The 17,006-nt window shown below is 73.2% G+C and carries 13 protein-coding genes; 5 read left to right on the top strand and 8 right to left on the bottom strand.

Annotated features, from left to right (window positions below; all coding sequences use genetic code 11):
• The first annotated feature begins 134 nt into the window (after window positions 1-134).
• From ABD973_RS09115 to ABD973_RS09125, 3 genes are read left to right on the top strand one after another with little or no spacing between them, the layout of a single operon-like run.
• Window positions 135-1,340: a glycosyltransferase gene (locus ABD973_RS09115; RefSeq protein ID WP_125595209.1), complete on the top strand. Its 1,206-nt coding sequence runs from the start codon at window positions 135-137 to the stop codon at window positions 1,338-1,340.
• The gene (locus ABD973_RS09120) at window positions 1,337-3,043 is read left to right on the top strand and encodes a lipopolysaccharide biosynthesis protein (protein ID WP_345499703.1); all 1,707 of its coding nucleotides are present in this window, start codon (window positions 1,337-1,339) and stop codon (window positions 3,041-3,043) included. Before ABD973_RS09115 ends, ABD973_RS09120 begins: the two co-directional genes overlap by 4 nt.
• Window positions 3,040-4,251: an MATE family efflux transporter gene (locus tag ABD973_RS09125; RefSeq protein ID WP_345499705.1), complete on the top strand. Its 1,212-nt coding sequence runs from the start codon at window positions 3,040-3,042 to the stop codon at window positions 4,249-4,251. The genes ABD973_RS09120 and ABD973_RS09125 overlap by 4 nt, the downstream gene beginning before the upstream one ends.
• Window positions 4,252-4,308: 57 nt before the next feature.
• Here ABD973_RS09125 and ABD973_RS09130 read toward each other — a convergent pair whose 3' ends face one another.
• The 3 genes from ABD973_RS09130 to ABD973_RS09140 form a co-directional block, all read right to left on the bottom strand.
• Window positions 4,309-5,772 carry a M23 family metallopeptidase gene (locus ABD973_RS09130; RefSeq protein ID WP_345499707.1) on the bottom strand — a complete coding sequence of 488 codons (1,464 nt, stop codon included), beginning with the start codon at window positions 5,770-5,772 and terminating at the stop codon, window positions 4,309-4,311.
• Between the two features lie 50 nt (window positions 5,773-5,822).
• Window positions 5,823-7,118, bottom strand: a complete 1,296-nt coding sequence (locus ABD973_RS09135; protein ID WP_345499709.1) for a transglycosylase family protein — start codon at window positions 7,116-7,118, stop codon at window positions 5,823-5,825.
• A 236-nt stretch (window positions 7,119-7,354) separates the two neighbouring features.
• Window positions 7,355-8,866 (bottom strand): hypothetical protein, encoded by a 1,512-nt coding sequence (locus ABD973_RS09140; protein WP_345499711.1) that lies wholly within the window; start codon window positions 8,864-8,866, stop codon window positions 7,355-7,357.
• Window positions 8,867-8,962: 96 nt separating this feature from the next.
• Here ABD973_RS09140 and ABD973_RS09145 point away from each other — a divergent pair, with 96 nt between their 5' ends.
• Both ABD973_RS09145 and ABD973_RS09150 read left to right on the top strand, forming a co-directional pair.
• Window positions 8,963-9,502, top strand: coding sequence for a WcaF family extracellular polysaccharide biosynthesis acetyltransferase (locus ABD973_RS09145; protein ID WP_345499713.1), 540 nt, complete (start codon window positions 8,963-8,965; stop codon window positions 9,500-9,502).
• A complete protein-coding gene (locus ABD973_RS09150) occupies window positions 9,499-10,617 on the top strand; it encodes a glycosyltransferase (RefSeq protein WP_345499715.1) in 1,119 nt (372 codons plus the stop codon). Before ABD973_RS09145 ends, ABD973_RS09150 begins: the two co-directional genes overlap by 4 nt.
• Before the next feature lie 2 nt (window positions 10,618-10,619).
• On the opposite strand, the gene ABD973_RS09155 is transcribed toward ABD973_RS09150, so the two are convergent.
• The 5 genes from ABD973_RS09155 to gmd all read right to left on the bottom strand — a co-directional run bounded on the left by ABD973_RS09155 (window position 10,620) and on the right by gmd (window position 16,673).
• Entirely contained in the window at window positions 10,620-11,354 is a 735-nt protein-coding gene (locus tag ABD973_RS09155; RefSeq protein ID WP_345499717.1) for a hypothetical protein, read from the bottom strand.
• Window positions 11,355-11,538: 184 nt separating this feature from the next.
• Window positions 11,539-11,757, bottom strand: a complete 219-nt coding sequence (locus ABD973_RS09160; protein WP_125603385.1) for a DUF6458 family protein — start codon at window positions 11,755-11,757, stop codon at window positions 11,539-11,541.
• A gap of 70 nt (window positions 11,758-11,827) precedes the next feature.
• On the bottom strand, window positions 11,828-12,520 hold the full coding sequence (locus ABD973_RS09165; protein ID WP_241253387.1) for a hypothetical protein: 693 nt from the start codon (window positions 12,518-12,520) through the stop codon (window positions 11,828-11,830).
• 75 nt (window positions 12,521-12,595) lie between these two features.
• Window positions 12,596-15,370 carry a LamG-like jellyroll fold domain-containing protein gene (locus ABD973_RS09170; RefSeq protein ID WP_241253386.1) on the bottom strand — a complete coding sequence of 925 codons (2,775 nt, stop codon included), beginning with the start codon at window positions 15,368-15,370 and terminating at the stop codon, window positions 12,596-12,598.
• Window positions 15,371-15,659: 289 nt separating this feature from the next.
• A complete protein-coding gene (gene gmd, locus ABD973_RS09175; protein ID WP_125822553.1) occupies window positions 15,660-16,673 on the bottom strand; it encodes a GDP-mannose 4,6-dehydratase in 1,014 nt (337 codons plus the stop codon).
• Window positions 16,674-17,006: the final 333 nt, after the last annotated feature.

The following is a 17,006-nucleotide window of genomic DNA, read 5'->3' on the forward strand; positions in this document are numbered from 1 at the left end:
CCCCGGTGCGGCGGATCAGCCGACAATAGCGCGCGCGTTCCACACCCCGTCGGGTGAACGAATAGGGTGACGTCCGCATCATCCAGGGGAGAAGGGGACGTTCAGTGTCCACATCCGGTCACCGGCGCCTGCTGCTGGTTTCCACCAACTACGCCCCGGAGCATGCGGGCATCGGCCCGTACGCCACCCAGATCGCGGAGCACTGGGCGAGTACCGGCCACGACGCGCACGTTCTGGCGGGCATGCCGCACTACCCGGCCTGGTCGGTCGAACCGGAGTACAAGGGGGTGCTGCGGCGCACCGAGGAGCGCGCGGGGGTCACCGTGCACCGGCGCGCCCACACCGTGCCGCCCCGTCAGACCGCCGTTCGGCGCGCCCTGTTCGAAGGATCGATTCTGCTGCACGGTGCCGTGGCCCCGCCCCGGATGCCGAAGCCCGACCTGGTCATGGCGCAGATGCCGAGCCTCGCCGGCGGCGTGACGGCCGCACGGCTGGCGGCCCGCTGGAAGGTGCCGTTCGTACCCGTCGTCCAGGACCTGATGGGCGCCGCCGCCGCGCAGAGCGGCATCAGCGGCGGGGACAGGGCGGCCGCGTTCGCCGCGCGCGCGGAGGCGTACGCCCTCAAGCGGGCCACGCTGGTCGGCGTCATCCACGAGACCTTCGTGGACCGGGTCGTGGCGATGGGCGTGGACCCCCGGAAGATCCGCCTCGTCCCGAACTGGTCGCACGTGGCCAAGCCCACCAAGCCGCGCGGGGAGACCCGCCACCACCTGGGATGGGCGCCCGGCCAGACCGTCGTCCTGCACTCCGGGAACATGGGCCTCAAGCAGGGCCTCGAAGTCCTCGTCGGCGCCGCCCGGCTGGACCCGGAGGTCCGCTTCGTCCTCATGGGCGACGGGAGCCAGCGCGCGGCCCTCGCGAGCATGGCCGCCGACGTCCCGAACCTGGACATCATCCCGCCCGCCGCCGACAACGGGTTCCCGGACGTCCTCGCCGCGGCGGACGTCCTCGCGGTCACGCAGCACGCCGCGGTGCTGGACATGAGCGTGCCGTCCAAGCTGACCTCCTACTTCCAGGCCGGCCGGCCCGTCGTCGCCTCCGTCGCGGCGCAGGGCGGGACCGCGCAGGAGGTACGCCGTTCCGGCGCCGGGGTGCTCGTCCCCCCGGAGGACCCCGAGGCGCTGCTGAAGGCCGTCCGCTCCCTGGCCGAGGACCCCGAGGGCGCGGACGCCCTCGGGGCGGCCGGACCCGTCCACGTGGCGGCCCACCTGAGCCGTGAGGCGGGCCTGGCCCGCATCGACGCACTGATCGACGAAGCACTCGGGGGGAAGCGGCCGTGACCGAGACGAACCGCCCGGCGACGACCCCCGCCGAGGACGAACCCGATCTCCTACGGGACCAGTTCAAGCAGCTCCTGCGCTACCGCCGGCTCCTCGGCGCGGGCCTGGCCGTCGGCCTGCTGGGCGGCGTCTACCTCGGAATCTCCACGGCGGACACCTACGTGTCCGTCGCGGACGTGGTGCTGCGCGCGCCCGCCGACGACCCGTTCAACCCGAGCCTGGCCCCCGACAAGGCCATCAACATCGGCTCGGAGCGGCAGGTCGCGCTCTCCCGCTCCATAGCGGAGCAGGCCGCGAAGACCCTCGGTGTGGCGGCCGAGGACGTCCCGGCGTTCCGCGGCGGCCTCCAGGTGACCAACCCGCCGCAGACGATGGTGCTGCGCTTCACCTACACCGCCGCCTCCCCCAAGGAGGCCGCCAAGCGGGCCAACGGCATGGCGGCCGCCTACCTGCTCAAGCGGCAGGAGGCCCTCGACGCCACCCGCAACACGATGGTCAAGGGGTACGAGGCCCAGCGCGACCCGGTCGCCAGGCAGCTCGACGAGGTGGCCCGGCAGATCAACAGCATGCCGGCGGGCACCGCCCGGGACGCCTCCCTCTCCTCGCGGACCGACCTCCAGAACAAGGTCAACACCCTCAACGGCAACATCGCCAAGCTCCAGGCCCTGGACATGACCCCCGGCCGGGTCACCACCGCCGCCGCCCCGCCCGCCGCCCCCGACGGGCCCGGCCTGCCCATGTCCCTCGCGCTCGGCGCGGCCGTCGGCCTGGCGCTCGGCCTGCTCGCCGCCTGGGTCCGGCTGGTCTTCGACCCGGCGCCGCGCTCCGAGGGCGACGTGGCCCGGTCCCTGCGCGCACCCGTACTCGGCTACCTGCCCCGCGACCGGACCGGCGGCGGCCCGCTCCTCGCGGCCGGGGAGGCCGATCCGCGGCTCGCCGAGGAGTACCGCTCGGTGGCGTTCCGCCTCGCCTACGACGCCCGGTTCGCCGACCGGCGCCGGCTGCTGGTGGTCGCCCCGCGCGGCAGCAGCGAGACGGCCGCCGCCGTGGCCGTGAACCTGGCCGCCTCCTTCGCCGAGACCGGCAAGGACGTCCTGCTCATCGAGGCCGACCTGCGCACCCCGGTCCTGGCCAGCCAGCTGCCCACCGAGACCGGCGACCGGCCGCGCTGGAGCAGCCTTGCGGGCGGCTCCGCGAGCGCCGAGACCGAGTGGCCCGACGGGCGCCGGGTCGTCGTGGACGCCGCCGAGTCCGGCGACTTCGACCTGATCCCCGGCGACCGCGTGCGCAACGTGGCGAGGGCCCTGACCTCCCGGCGCACCGGCCAGCTGATCGCCGAGGCCGACACCCCCAACTCCACCGTCGTGGTGCTCGCGCCGCCCGTGCTCTCGTACGCCGACGCGCTCGCCCTGGTCGACCGCGTCGACGGCGTCCTCGTGGTCTGCGACCCGCGGGCCGTGCACCGCAGCGACCTGTCCCGGATCCGCGAGCTGATCAGCGGCGCCGGCGGGACCGTGCTGGGCGCGGTGCTGCACGCCCCCCTGCCCTCCGGGAAGCGCGGGGCCGAGCGGGGGGCCAAGGACGTGGCCGAGGGCGGGGCCGAGGGCGGGGCCGGGGGCGCCGCCTCCGGGGACGGGGAGGCCGCCCCGGGCGACGGCGGCGACACCGTGGCGCTGCGCACCGTCCGCACGGGCCAGAGGTGAGCCGGCGGGGCCTCGCCGCGGTCTCCTCGGTCCTGGACCAGGCCGCCTCCAGTGCCACGAACATCCTGGTGCTGGTGCTGGCCGCCCGGCTGTCGTCGGCGTCCGGGTTCGCCGCCTTCTCGATGGTCTACGTGGCCTTCAGCGTGCTGCTCGGGCTCAACATGGCCTACGTCGGCCAGACCGTGGTGCTGGAGAAGGGCGAGGGGCTGGGGCGGGTGTGCCGCTCCTCCGTGCTGTTCACGGCCGCCGGGTCCGCCGCGGCCGGGCTCGTCGTGGCCGCGGCGGGCCTCGCGGTGCCCGGGGACACGGGGTGGGCGCTGCTCGCGCTGGGCCTCGTACTGCCGCCGGTCCTCGTACAGGACGGGCTGCGCTACTGCTTCTCCGCCCTGCGGGTGCCCGAGCGGGCGCTGGCCGCGGACGCGCTGCGGCTGGTGTGCGTGGTCGCGGCGCTGGCCGTACAGCCGCGGGGGGTCTCGGCGGGCCGGCTGGTCCTGGTGTGGGGGCTGTCCGCGCTGCCGGCGCTGGCGGTGGGGCTGTGGCTGCTGCGGCCGTTCGTCCGCGGGGTGCGCGCCGAACTGCGGCCCTATCTGCGGCGCGGGCACCTGGGGCGGCGCTTCGTGGTCGAGTTCGCCGTGGGCAACGGATCCAGCCAGCTCGCGGTCCTCGGGCTCGGGGCGTTCGCGACCCCGCTCGCCGTCGGTGCGCTGCGCGGCGCCACCACCCTCTTCGGCCCGCTGAACGTGCTGTTCAACTCGGCGAACGCCTTCGGGCCGCCGGTGGTCGGCCGGGCCCGCGGCAAGCGGGGCGTGGTCCGGCTGACCCTGCTGATGGGAGCCGTCCTCGCGGTACTGGGCGGGGGCTGGGCGGCGGTGCTGTACACGCTGCCGGACCGGCTGGGGCGGGAGCTGCTCGGCGACACCTGGCCTGCGGCCGCCGCGTTGCTGCCCGCCACGGGCGCGCAGTACGCGGTCATGGGCCTGGGCACCTGCGCCCTGCTCACGCTGCGCGTGCTCGCGCCGAAGGCCACCCTCTCGCTCCAGGTGGTGTTCTCGCTGCTGTCGGTGGCACTGCTGCTGGGCGGGTACACCGGGTGGGGCGTCGCGGGCGCCGCCTGGGGGCTGGCCCTCGGTTCGGCCGCGAAGGCCGCCGCCGGGTGGCTGCGGGTGGCCCGGCTGGAGGTTCCGGCGGAGGTCGCGGCCGCCGCCTGAGCCGCACGGGAGCGGGCCCGGGACGGTGGTCGTCCCGGGCCCGCGGTGTGCCGTGCGTCAGTTGTAGGTGCCGGTGATCGAGACGCCGGTGCGGGTGCCGGGGACGCCCGTCAGGTCGACCGGGGCGGCCGGGGACCAGGTGCCGTTGACGGCGCGGATCGTGTGCAGGACCCGCCCGTCGGTGGTCACGAAGGCCGCCTGGAGCTCGTTGTTCACCTGCGCCGCCGCCACGTCCGTGACCGTGACGCCCGAAGGGACCACCGCCGACAGGTCGTTCAGGACCCACTGGCCGCTCGCGAGGCGGGCGCCGTGGTAGCGCTTCGCGCCGCCCTCGGTCGTCACCACCAGCTGGAGGTCACCCCCGGTACCGGCCACCGCCACCTCGTCGATGCCGCTCACCCCGGTCTCTGCGGAGGCGTTGCCCCAGCTCGTCCACGTGCCGTCGGCGTGCCGCACCGTGTGGAAGAGGCTGCCGCCGGAAACGGCCACCACCTGCGTGTCGGTGCCGGTCTGGGAGACGGCGACCTTGGTCACCGGCGCCCCGCCCGGGTTGCCGACCGCGCCGAACGGCGCCCACGTCCCGTTGGCCCGGCGGACCGTGTGGTAGACCTTCCCGTCCGCCACCACCACGACCTGCACCTCGGTCCCCGAGGAGACCGCCGCCACGTGCGTGATGTTGGTCAGCTGGCCGGCCTGGCCGGCCACGTCGCCGAAGTCGGACCAGGAGCGGTCGGCGAAGCGGATGGAGTGGTAGAGCTTGCCCTCGTTGGTCACGGCGAGGACGTGCGTGTCGCCGTTGATGCCCGCCTCGGCGGTGGTGCGTACCCCGCCGGGAACCTCGCCCGTGACGCCCTGGACGTCGCCGAAGCCGGTCCAGGTCCGGTCGGCGTTGCGGACGGCGTGGTAGATGCCGCCGCCGGACTCGACCGCGACCTGCGCCCGCCACTGGCCGGTCGGGGCCGGCGGGGTCGTCGTGTCAGCGCAGTTGCGGCTGGTCAGCGTCGAGCCCATCTGGAAGGGGTCGCCGTCGAAGACGGACTGCTTGACGGTGCCGTTGTAGCGCTGCTCGTAGTGCAGGTGGGCGCCGGAGGAGTTGCCGGTGTTGCCGACGATGCCGATCTTCTGGCCGCGTACGACGCGGGTTCCCGCGCTGACGTCGTAGCCGTTGAGGTGGGCGTACAGGGTGGTCGAGCCGTTGCCGTGGTCGATGACCACGTACTTGCCGTAACTGCGGTACGAGCCGTCGGGGTTGGTGAGGGTGGTGGCGGTGCTGACGACGCCGTCGGCGCTGGCGAGCACGGGCTGGTTGGCGGTGGTGCTGCCGTGCGTCCAGTCGATGGACTGCATCGACGGGCTGTGGCCGCTGTACGTCTTGCCCAGCCAGGCCTGGTTGCAGCTGAAGGGCATCTGGTAGTCGGGCCCCGCGGCGTACGAGGGGGAGGCGGCGAAGGCGACCAGGCCGGAGGCGGCGAGGGCGATGCCGGTGGCGGAGGTCAGCGCACGACGGGTGAAGGTGGACATGACGGGGCTCCTGGGTTCTGTCGGGGGGTGTCGGGGGTGTCGTGCGCCGGTCAGTTGAAGGTGGCGGTGATGGACACGCCGGTGTGGGTGCCGCCGACGCCGGTCAGGTCCACGGGTGCGGCGCCCGTCCAGGTCCCCGTGGTGTGGCGGATCGTGTGCAGGACGCGGCCGTCGGTGGTGACGAAGGCGGCCTGGAGTTCGTTGTCGACGGCGGCGGCCGCGACGTCCGTGACGGTGACGCCGGCCGGGACGACGGCGGAGAGGTCGTTCAGGACCCACTGGCCGCTCGCGAGGCGGGCGCCGTGGTAGCGCTTCGCGCCGCCCTCGGTCGTCACCACCAACTGGAGATCGCCGCCCGTGCCGGCCACCGCCACCTCGTCGATGCCGCTCACCCCGGTCTCTGCGGAGGCGTTGCCCCAGCTCGTCCACGTGCCGTCGGCATGCCGCACCGTGTGGAAGAGGCTGCCGCCGGAAACGGCCACCACCTGCGTGTCGGTGCCGGTCTGGGACAGCGCCACCTTCGTCACCGGCGCCCCGCCCGGGTTGCCGACCGCGCCAAACGGCGCCCACGTCCCGTTGGCCCGGCGGACCGTGTGGTAGACCTTCCCGTCCGCCACCACCACGACCTGCACCTCGGTCCCCGAGGAAACCGCCGCCACCTGCGTCACGTTGGGCAGGGCGCCCGCGACCGCGTGGACGTCCCCGAAGGTTCCCCAGGTGCGGTCGGCGTTGCGGATGGTGTGGTAGAGCCTGCCCTCGTTGCTCACGGCCAGGACGTGCGTGTCGCCGTTGATGCCCGCCTCGGCCGTGGTGCGCACCCCGCCCGGGACGCCGGTCGCCTGGCTGTCGACGTTCCCGAAGCGGGTCCATGTGCCGTTGTCGAAGCGGGTGGCGTGGTAGATCCCGTTGCCGGAGCCGATCAGCACCTGCGCCTTCCAGGACTGTGCGGGGGCCGGCGGGGTCGGGGCGTCCGGGTACGGGTCGGCGTGGTCGCTGCCGAGTCCGGCGAGGCGGCCGCAGGTCGGCCACGCACCCGGGCCCTGGCCGGCGAGGACCTTCTCGCCTATCAGGATCTGCTGCTTCTTGGTGGCCTGGTGGGCGTAGGCCGCGTACGCCGTGCCCCCGTAGGCCCGCCAGGTCGATGCCGAGAACTGCAGGCCGCCGTAGTAGCCGTTGCCGGTGTTGATGCTCCAGTTGCCGGAGCTCTCGCACTCGGCGACCTTGTCCCAGGTGGCCACGCTGGCGGCCGAGGCCGGGACCGCGCCCAGGGCCAGGAGGAGGGACGAGCTGACGGCAGCGGTGGCGGTGACCGAAGCGAGCGTGGCGAGTCGACGGCGAGCAGACATGACAATCCCCCATATTTCGGACGCGGATGGGCCAGGTGTGCGCAATCGCGCGAACCTGTGGTGACGTGGCGTTCCAGGTGTGCGCCCCTCGGCGCCGGCCCGGTTTCCCCCCGGCGCCTCACTGCCGCGCCGTTGAGAGGATCATGTCTTCCGGGCCCGGGGGTGTTCCAGGGGTTCGGGGTGGCACGGAGGTGCCTGGCCCCATGCGGCCAGGCCGGCCGCGGACGTACGGCGCGTCAGCGCAGGGTGGCGGCCTTGTCCCGGCGGTACGTGGCCACGAGCGCGAGGCACAGCCCGGCGATGGCGACCCGGCCGGAGGCCTGGAGCAGCGGGCCGCGCAGCAGGATGAAGGAGTACCCGGCGACCAGCGGGACCACCACGGAGATCAGGCTGCCCGGGGCGGAGCGGCGCGTGGCCCGCTGCGCGTAGCGGCGGTCGACGCGCGCGGCCGCGTACCCGATGCCCAGCATTCCGGCGCCCATGCCCAGCGGGCCGAAGTCCAGCCAGAGTTCGGCCCAGACCGGGGAGGAGAGGTTGGTGTTGACCGTTCCCATCCACTGGCCGACCATCACGCCCGTGTCGCGCGGCTTGCCCGGCCACACCGAGCGGGGCACCGCGAAGAAGACGGAGCCGGCGAGCTGGCGTCCGTAGAAGTGGCCGGGGCCGGAGCCGGAGAAGGTGATGGTGTTGGCGAACATGCCGATCTGGTCGTAGTCCTTGAGCGCCATCGGCTCCAGGAACGAGGTCGTTTCGACGGGCTTGTAGTTCTTCTCGTCGTAGCGGAAGCGGTCCGCGAAGGGGAAGACGAGGAGGGCGACGACGACGGCCATCGACAGCGCCACCCGGTACATGGCGGCGCTCACCGGGAAGACGGTGAACAGCAGCGCGAACAGGACGGTCAGGAACCAGTAGCGCGGGTTCGAGACGGGGTTGTTGACGATCAGGTTCAGCACCGCCAGCGCCGCCCAGGTGGCGATGACCGACACCTTGCGGCGGGCGAACCTCGAAGTGATCAGCCACCGGGTGTACAGGAGCAGCGCGAGCAGCGCGGGCACCGTGCCGAAGCCGCGCAGCAGGGCCTGCCCGGCCTGGCCGTCGCCGTTGGAGACGCCGGCCTCCTGGATGCCGGCGATGATCTCCTGGCGGCTGGAGAAGAAGACCGCCGGGCCGCCGAGTTTGACGACGAAGGCCGCGCTGCCGAGGAAGGCGAGGGCGGCCAGCAGCTGGAGCCTGCGCCGGTGGGCCATGACCGGCCGGGGTTCCTTCGGGGAGCCGCCCGCGCGGCCGGCGGGCCGGTGGCGGGCGAGCAGCACGCCGACGTCGAAGGCGGTGCAGCCCAGCAGCACCAGCCCGATGGCGAGGGTGAGGTCGGAGCGGGGGCCGACGACGGGGGTGGGGACCCGGCCGAGGACGGCCTGGGCGAGCGGGGCCACGCCCATCGCCATGTAGACGAAGAGCCAGAAGGAGCCCTGGAGCAGTTTGCGGCGGCTCGTCAGGACCATCGCGGAGAGCCGGGCGCCCGCGTACATGGTGAGCAGCAGCTGGAGCCAGTAGGCGGCGTCGTGCTGGCCGTCGCCGGGCTGGGCGGCGACGAAGAGGGGGAAGAAGACGGTGAAGCCGAGCGCGAGCGGAACGGACAGGGCCCGCGAGAGGAGGGTGCGGGGGGTGGTGACCCTCCCCCACTGGGACTCGTCCTCGACGGGTCTCGGCACCGGCTCCACGGCGGGCTCGCGTATGTCCGTGGTCACTGTTGCCCCCACCCCCGTACGTGATCAGCGCGCAGTCTAGTCTGGGCGTTCGGCGCGCGGGGAGGCGCGCCCGGGGCGGACGACGAGGGGCTTCTGTTGCGCGATCTTCCTGCCTTCACGCAGGCCGGATACGACAAGGGGCGCGGGTTCCTGACGCAGGCTCTGTGGTTCGCCGTGATGAACACCCTGTTCGGGGCGTGGTTCTGCCCGGCCCGGTTGCGGGTGGCACTGCTGCGGGCCTTCGGCGCGAAGATCGGCGAGGGGGTGCTGATCCGGCACAGGGTGCGCGTGCTGTGGCCGTGGAAGCTGGAGGTCGGCGACCACACGTGGATCGGCGAGGGCGCGTGGCTGCTCAACCTGGAGCCGGTGACGATCGGTTCGCACGTGTGCCTGTCGCAGGAGTCGATGCTGTGCACGGGCTCGCACGACCACCGGGCCGCCGACTTCCGCTACCGCAACGCCCCGATCACCGTCGAGGACGGCGCGTGGGTGGCCGTACGGGCGACCGTGCTGGCGGGCGTGACCGTGGGCCGCTGCGCGGTGGCCGGCGCGGGCTCGGTGGTCCACCGGGACCTGCCCGAACTGACCCTGCAGACCCAGGACGGCCGCCGCCGCCCGGTGGAGGAGCCGAAGTGAAGGTCCTGCACGCCGTCACCCTGCACTCCCCCTCGCACGCCTTCGGCGGACCGGTGCGGGTGGCGCTGAACCTGGCGAAGGGCCTGCGGGCGCGCGGCCACGAGGCGCGGCTCCTGGCCCTCGGCGAGGGCTTCGACCCGTGGCCGACGTCGGTGGAGGGGGTCCCGGCGAAGCTGTTCCCGGCCCGGCGCCTGCTCCCGCTCGGCTTCAGCGGGATGACCTCGCCGGCCCTGCTGGCCTCGGCGTCCCGCCTGGTGCGGGAGGCGGACGTGGTCCACGTCCACCTGGCCCGGGACCTGGTCACCCTGCCCGTCGCCCTGGCGGCCCTGCGGGCGGGCAAGCCGCTCGTCCTCCAGACCCACGGCATGGTCGACCCGAGCGGGAGGCTCCTCGCGAAGCTCCTGGACGCGGTGGCCGTACGCCGGCTGCTGCGCGGCGCGGACGCGGTGCTGTACCTGACCCCGCACGAGCGGGCGGGCCTGGACGCGGTGGTGGGCTCCCCGCCGCTCGCGCAGGCGGTCCGCCTGGTCAACGGCACCCCGTCCCAGGAGGAGCGGCCGCCCCTTTCCGGCCCGCCCCGCATCCTCTACTCGGCCCGTCTCCAGGCCCGCAAGCGCCCGGTGGACTTCGTGGACGCCGCCCCGGCGGTGCTGGCGGCTCACCCGGACACGGAGTTCGTGGTGGCCGGCCCGGACGAGGGCGAGCTGGCGGCGGTCCGGGCCCGGATCGCGGAGCTGGGCCTCACCGGCCGCTTCACGGTCACCGGCGCCCTGTCCGCCGCCGAGGTCCTCACCGAGCTCCGCCGCGCGCACGTCTACGTACTGCCCTCGGTGGACGAGCCGTTCCCCATGTCGGTCCTGGAGGCCCTCGCGGTGGGCGTCCCACCGGTGGTCACCCACTCCAACGGCCTCGCCCGCGACATTGCGGCGGCCGGCGCGGGCCGGGCGGTGGAGCCGGGCCCGCAGGGCGTGGCGGAGGCGGTCCTGGCCCTCCTGGACCCCGCCGCCAACGCCGCCGCCTCCACGGCAGCCCGCGAACTGGCGGCGAGCTCCTTCGCGATGGACTCCGTACTGGACACCCTGCTGGGCGTGTACGAGGGGGCCGTCCGGCGCTGAGGTCAGGCCTTGCCCTGGAGGGACGCCGTCAGCTGCTTCGCCAGCTTCGTGCCGCCCGCGAGGCCGCTGTCCTTCGCGCTGCTGGCCAGGACGGTCACCACCGAGGTGCCGACGCGGGCGGCCACCAGGGTGGTGCCGCCCTGCCAGGCGGTGCTGGTCTGGGTGATGGCCCAGGCGCCGTCGCCCACCCCCGGCAGGGGCTTCTCGGTGACCGTCACCTTGGCGTGGGTGTCGCCGTCCGTGTAGCTGGGGCAGGCCATGGCGATCTTGCCCAGCGCGTCGAGCACGGTCGTGGCGGTCGTACCGCGGTAGACGTCGATCTCCTGGGCGAACTCCTCGGAGGAGTTCTTGTCCACGTACGCGTTCTGCGCGAAGGAGACCCCGGTGATGCCCGTGATCTCCGTCCAGGAGGTCGCGCCGAGCTTGGTGCAGTCGGGCGTGGGTACGTCGGCGGTGGCCGGCTCCTGGTAGGTGTTGCCGGTGTCGCGGGAGAGTTCGGGGTCGACGGCGAAGCCGGTCCTGAAGAAGGACGCGGGTGCGAGCGCCGCCTTGAGCTGGGTGCCGGTCAGCAGGCCCTTGTTGGGGTCGGCGGAGGGTGCCGCGGCCTTGGGGGCGGCGGCCGGCGCGGCCTTCGGCGCGGCCGCGGGGGCCTTCGTGCCGGGGAAGGAACAGGCGGTCAGCGCCAGCGGGAGTGCCGCGACGGTGAGCAGCCTCGCGGCGGTGGATATCTGACGCACGGTGTGACTCGACCTCGATGTTTCGCATGCAGGGCGGCGCACCGGATCGCCCGGTGCGCCGGAATGGGACTCGCGCATCCCATCGGGTCTCCCCCGGCACGGCAAGGGCCCAGCACAGGCTTTGCCAGAGAATGGCAAACGTTTACCGGAATGCTCCCGTCCGCACCTGGAACCTGCTAGGCCCTCAGATCCCGTCCCGGTGGTGGTGCTCCTCCACCACCGGGAGGGCGGCCATGCGGCGGCGCTTGAGGACGCTCGCGTAGACGGCGAGGCCTATGCCACCCGCCACCATCATGATCAGACCGACGAGGTCGAGGTCAACGCTCTCCATCTCCCAGTCGCTCGCGAAGGTGAGGACGGCCCCCACCACGATCAGGGTGATGCAACCACCGATGCCTCGCACGGGAATCCCCTCCGCTGTGTCGTGTGACCGCGCGGATACCCGGAAGGGGGCGGCACAAACGCGGCCGGGTCTACGCCGGCAGCCAGGCGTAGCAGCCCGTCGACGTGAACCGGTCGGTGCCGTCGGGGACGGTGGCCGTGATCCTGTCGCCCGCCTTGGGCGGGGTCTCGGGGCCGGAGGCGATGACGGAGCCGTCCTTGGACCTGGCCTCCCAGGTGCACGCGCCGCTCTGGGTGGCGGCCCGGTAGGTGCCCGGGGCCGGGGTGGAGCGGGGGCCGTCGGGGAAGCCCTTGCGTGCCGCGTCCAGGACCGGCTTCTGCTCCGGGCACAGGAAGGTGATCGCGTCCGCGGCGCCGGTGACCTCGCCGGCGACGATGGACGCGGCCGCCGCGTCCTTGTCCCGCTTGGCCGTGCGCTCCACCCGCTGGCAGGTCTCCTGCCCGGTCTGCAGGACGGCGGCCGGGTCCGTCTTCTCGGGGACGCGGCCGCTCAGGTACTTCTTCTCGTTCTCCTTGAAGCTGCCCGTCTTCGGGGTGAGCCTCGCGTCCGGCAGCACCGGCCCCGTCGGCTTCGCGTCCGGTGACGCGGCGGGGGTGGGCGCCGCCACGGCGTCCGCCGGGTCGGGCGCCGGGGACGCGGCCGGGGGCTTCGGCGTGGTGGCGGCCCGGGCGGTGCCGGCCTCGGCGCCGTCCGGGGAACCGCAGCCGGTCAGCGTCAGGGCGGCGGCGAGCAGGACGGCGGCCGCCGCGGGGCGTCGGTACATCAGGTGGCTCCCGTACGTGGGGAGGAGTGCGGGGCCCGGCACTCGGCGTGCCGGGCCCCGCATTCCGTCGGGCGGTTACTTCTGGCCGAAAGTGAGGACCAGCTGCGGAGCGGCGTCCGCGGCGGTCGACTCCGAGGACCAGATCCACAGCGGGTCGGTGCCCGCGCTGGTCAGGCCGAGGCTGTGGCTGCCGCCCAGCAGGGCGGAGACCGCGGCCGTGTCCAGTTCGACGTTCTGGACGGCCGAGCCGTCCGGCACGCCCGCGATGCTGCCGAGCGGGGTGGTGCCGAGGGCGGGCTTGGTGGTGTACGTCGTGGCGTCACCGCTCCAGGTGCCGGTGACCGGGACCACGGAGACGGTGTCGGCGGTGCCGGCGCCGGTCTGCGTGGAGGTCTTGAACTGGAGGGAGGCGGCCTTCAGGACCTGTCCGGCCGGGGCGGCCGGGAGGGTGAAGCGCAGGTACGACTCGTACGCCGAGGTGCCGCGCACCGCGAGCGAGGACGAGGCGCCGTAGACGGTGCCCGGGGCGCCCTGGTTGACGTAGGTGTCCTCGGACGCGACGACCTTGGAGACCGTGTCGGCCGGCGCCTTGGCCAGGTCGAAGTGGGCCTTGACCTGGGCCTGGGTGAGCGCCGTCGGGTAGACGGCGGTCTCGTCGATCTGCCCGGCGAAGAAGTTGCTCGTCGGACGGTTCGGCCAGCTGGTGAGGCTGTCGCCGCCGACGTGCCAGAAGCCGGCGTAGGGGGTGGAGTTGGTGGCGCTGTTGGTGCCCTTGTTCTGGCCGTCCACGTACAGGGTCATGCCGCCGGGGCCCTGCGTGCCGACGACGTGGTGCCACTTGTTGTCGTTGTACGTCTCGAAGAGGCCGGTGGTGATGGTGCGGGCGGTGCCGTTGTAGACACCGAAGGCGAGGCGGCCGGTGTTGGTCATGTACAGCTGCTTGTCGAACGTGCTGCTGCTGTTGGCCGTGTTGTTGCCGAAGCCGATGAGCTTGCCGCCGCGGGTGGTGTTGGTCTTGAACCACGTCTCGACGGTGAAGGAGGCGCCGACGCTCTGCCGGTGGTCGCTGTACACCTGCTGGCTGCTGCCGTTGAAGCCCATCGCCGTGCTGCTGCCGGTGACGGCGCCGGGGCTCTGGCGCAGGGCCGGGGCGCCCACCTGGACGCCGCCGGTGTTGCCGCCGTCGGAGGAGTCCGCGACGTACGGGCTGACGGTGTCGTCGTAGCGCCAGTACAGGTTGGCGCCGTCGGCGCGGACCCGGTCCGGGTAGGCCGCCGTGGTGGCCGGGACGGTGACGGAGGCGTTCGCCGACAGGGCGCTGGTGTTGCCCGCCCCGTCGGTGGCGGTCACCCGGTAGGAGTAGGACTGGCCGGCCTTGACGGTGGTGTCGTTCCACGAGGCCTGCGGCCGCTCGAACTCCAGGGAGTCCGCGGTCACGGTGGCGATCGGGGTCGCCGAGCCGTTGCGGTAGATCCGGTACGTCAGCCTGCTGTCGTCCTGGTCGTAGCTGGTGCGCCAGCGCACCTGCGCCTCGCCCGGCCTGACGCTGGCGGCGCTGGCGAGGGGGGTGGTCGGAGCGCCGACGTCACCGGTGTTGGCGAAGCGGGTCAGGCCCTGCTGGGGCTGGCCGTTGATGACGGTGAACTCGCCGCCCGCCCACAGGTACTTGACGCCGTTCTTCTCGGCGACGGACATGACGCGCGGGCCGATGCCCTCGCCGATGCCGTCGTTGGCGGTGGGGTGCCAGCCGAGCTTGCGCGGGCCGCGCACGAAGCCGTCCACGGGCGCGGGGGCGGCGCCGGTGTGGTCGGTGGGCTGGGCGAGGAAGAAGTTCCTCTTGCCGTCGGGGAACTCCAGCTCGGTGGAGCAGTCGTGCGCGTGCGAGGAGCTGTAGAGCACGCCGTCGTAAGGCAGCACGTACTGGGTCGCGCCGAGGCAGCGGTCGCGCCACTTCTCGCTGAAGTCCGTGCTCAGGCCCATGCGGCCGTCGAAGACGCCGCCGCCGGACCCCTCGTTGGCGGTGTAGTAGCCCGTGGCGTCGGCCGAGATGTGCTTGACGACCGAGTTGGAGGGGATGGTCGAGTACGTCTTGGCGACCGCGCCCGTGGTGGCGCTGACGACCGCGAGGGCGTGCGTGTTGGTGCCGTTCACGGTGAAGAAGTCCCCGCCGAGCAGGACGTTCTTGCCGTCGTTGCTGACCTTGACGGCCCGGCCGGGCTCGTCCGCGTTGGCGGTCCAGGGCTTGAGGGCGCCGGAGGCGGCGTCGACCGCGGCGAACCGCTCGCGGATCTGGCCCTCGACGGTGCCGAAGTCGCCCGCGACGTACAGGGTGTCGTCGCTGACGTCGAGCGCGCGCACGGTGGCGGGCACGCCGGGGTGGAAGGCGGCCTTGGGGGCGCAGGTCTCGATGTCGATCGCGGCCAGGCTGGAGACCGGGGTTCCGTTGACGGCGCCGAAGTAGCCGCCCGCGTACAGGGTCTTCTTGTCCTTGGAGACGGCCAGCGCCCGTACGGTCGCGGTGCCGTCGCCGACGGTGAAGGCCAGCTTGCAGGAGGTGGGGTTGCCCGTCGAGGCGTCCAGCGCCACGAAGTTGACCGCTTCCTGCTCGGCGCCGCCGACCGCGTCGGGCGGGCGGACCGCCGAGAAGGTGCCGCCGGCGAAGACGGTGCCGTTCGCCTGTTCCATGGCGAAGACGACGCCGTTCGGCTGCCAGGTGGGCAGCTCGTCGGCGGTGAACGCCACCGGCGGTGTGATGGCGGCCGCCTCGGGCGTCAGCACCAGGGCGAGGCCCGTGCCGGCACCGGCCAGTGACAGTGCGAGGGCAGCACTGAGCCCTCTGGATCTACGCATGAGCCCCCCAGGGCCGTTGGCCCGGCTTGATGGCTGGAAGTATCCGAAAAGCCGCAGGGACTGGGGCAGACCAGAACCCCGTGCGGCGGGTGCGCACCCCGGCCACAAAGTTGACCGGGACACGGCAAATCGTAGGCGAAGCCGGAGCCTGGGCCGTGTCTTTCTGATCTTGCCGGTCAAGCCCGCGTCTCCCCCAGCTACCGCTGGGAGGGGCCCCAGGTGCCGGACGACGCGGGTCTGGGGGTACCTCCCAGCGGTAGCTGGGGGAGCAAGATCCGCAAGACACGGCCTAGCGGTCGATCCGGACGGTGGCTCCTGCCAGTTGGTCCTCGACCTGGCGGACATCGGCGTCCACCATGATCTGCGCCAGCTCCGGCGCCAGGACCGTCGGCTTCCAGCCAAGGATCTCCCGCGCCTTGGAGGCGTCACCGATGAGGGCGTCGACCTCGCTGGGACGCTCGTACTTGGGGTCGTAGCGGACGTGGTCGGTCCAGTCGAGGCCCGCGCGGGTGAAGGAGGACTCCACGAAGTCCCTTACGGTGGCGGCGACTCCGGTGGCGACCACGTAGTCCGACGGCTCGTCCTGCTGGAGCATGCGCCACATCGCGTCGACGTACTCGGGGGCGTAGCCCCAGTCGCGGACGGCGTCGAGGTTGCCGAGGTAGAGGTGGTCCTGGAGGCCGGCCTTGATGCGGGCGACGGCGCGGGTGATCTTCCGGGTCACGAAGGTCTCGCCGCGGCGGGGCGACTCGTGGTTGAAGAGGATCCCGTTGACGGCGAACATGCCGTACGCCTCGCGGTAGTTGACCGTTGTCCAGTACGCGAAGACCTTGGCCCCGCCGTACGGGCTGCGCGGGTGGAAGGGGGTGTCCTCGTTCTGCGGCGGCGGGGTGGAGCCGTACATCTCGGAGGACGACGCCTGGTAGATCCGGGTGTCGACGCCACTGGCCCGGATGGCCTCCAGCAGCCGCAGCGCGCCGAGTCCGGTCACGTCGCCCGTGTAGAGGGGGGCGTCGAAGGAGACGCGGACGTGGGACTGGGCGCCGAGGTTGTAGACCTCGTCGGGACGTATGTCGCGCAGCAGGTTCACCAGGGCGACGCCGTCGGAGAGGTCGGCGTGGTGCAGGACGAAGGAACGATTCGCCGTCTGCGGGTCCTGGTAAATGTGGTCGATCCGCTCCGTGTTGAAGCTGGAGGACCGCCGCACGAGGCCGTGCACCGTGTAGCCCTTGGAGAGCAGGAGCTCTGCGAGGTACGAGCCGTCCTGTCCGGTGACGCCGGTGATCAGTGCGGTCTTTCCCATGTGGTGTCCCCCTGGGGTCCGTTGCTGTGCTGAGGTGCTCCGGCCTCTGGTCCGGCCGGCCTCTTCGTTTGCGCCCCCGGCCCCGCCCGCAAGGCCCCCCGACGGCCCTGCGGCATTCCGGCAGGCAGCGGGCCGAGCCCGCACGTCCCTGGTCCGGGACTGGATGCGTACCGTACACGCCCACTCCACATGAACCAGCCCCGCGGCCCAACCCGGACCGCCGCCCAACCCCTCCCGCAGGCCCAACCCGGACCGCCGCCCAACCCCTCCCGCAGGCCCGACCCGGCCCCGCCGGCGTTTGAGGCGCGGGGGTCCGGGGGCGGAGCCCCCGGC

It is taken from the genome of Streptomyces racemochromogenes, from assembly GCF_039535215.1.
Classification (GTDB): domain Bacteria; phylum Actinomycetota; class Actinomycetes; order Streptomycetales; family Streptomycetaceae; genus Streptomyces; species Streptomyces racemochromogenes.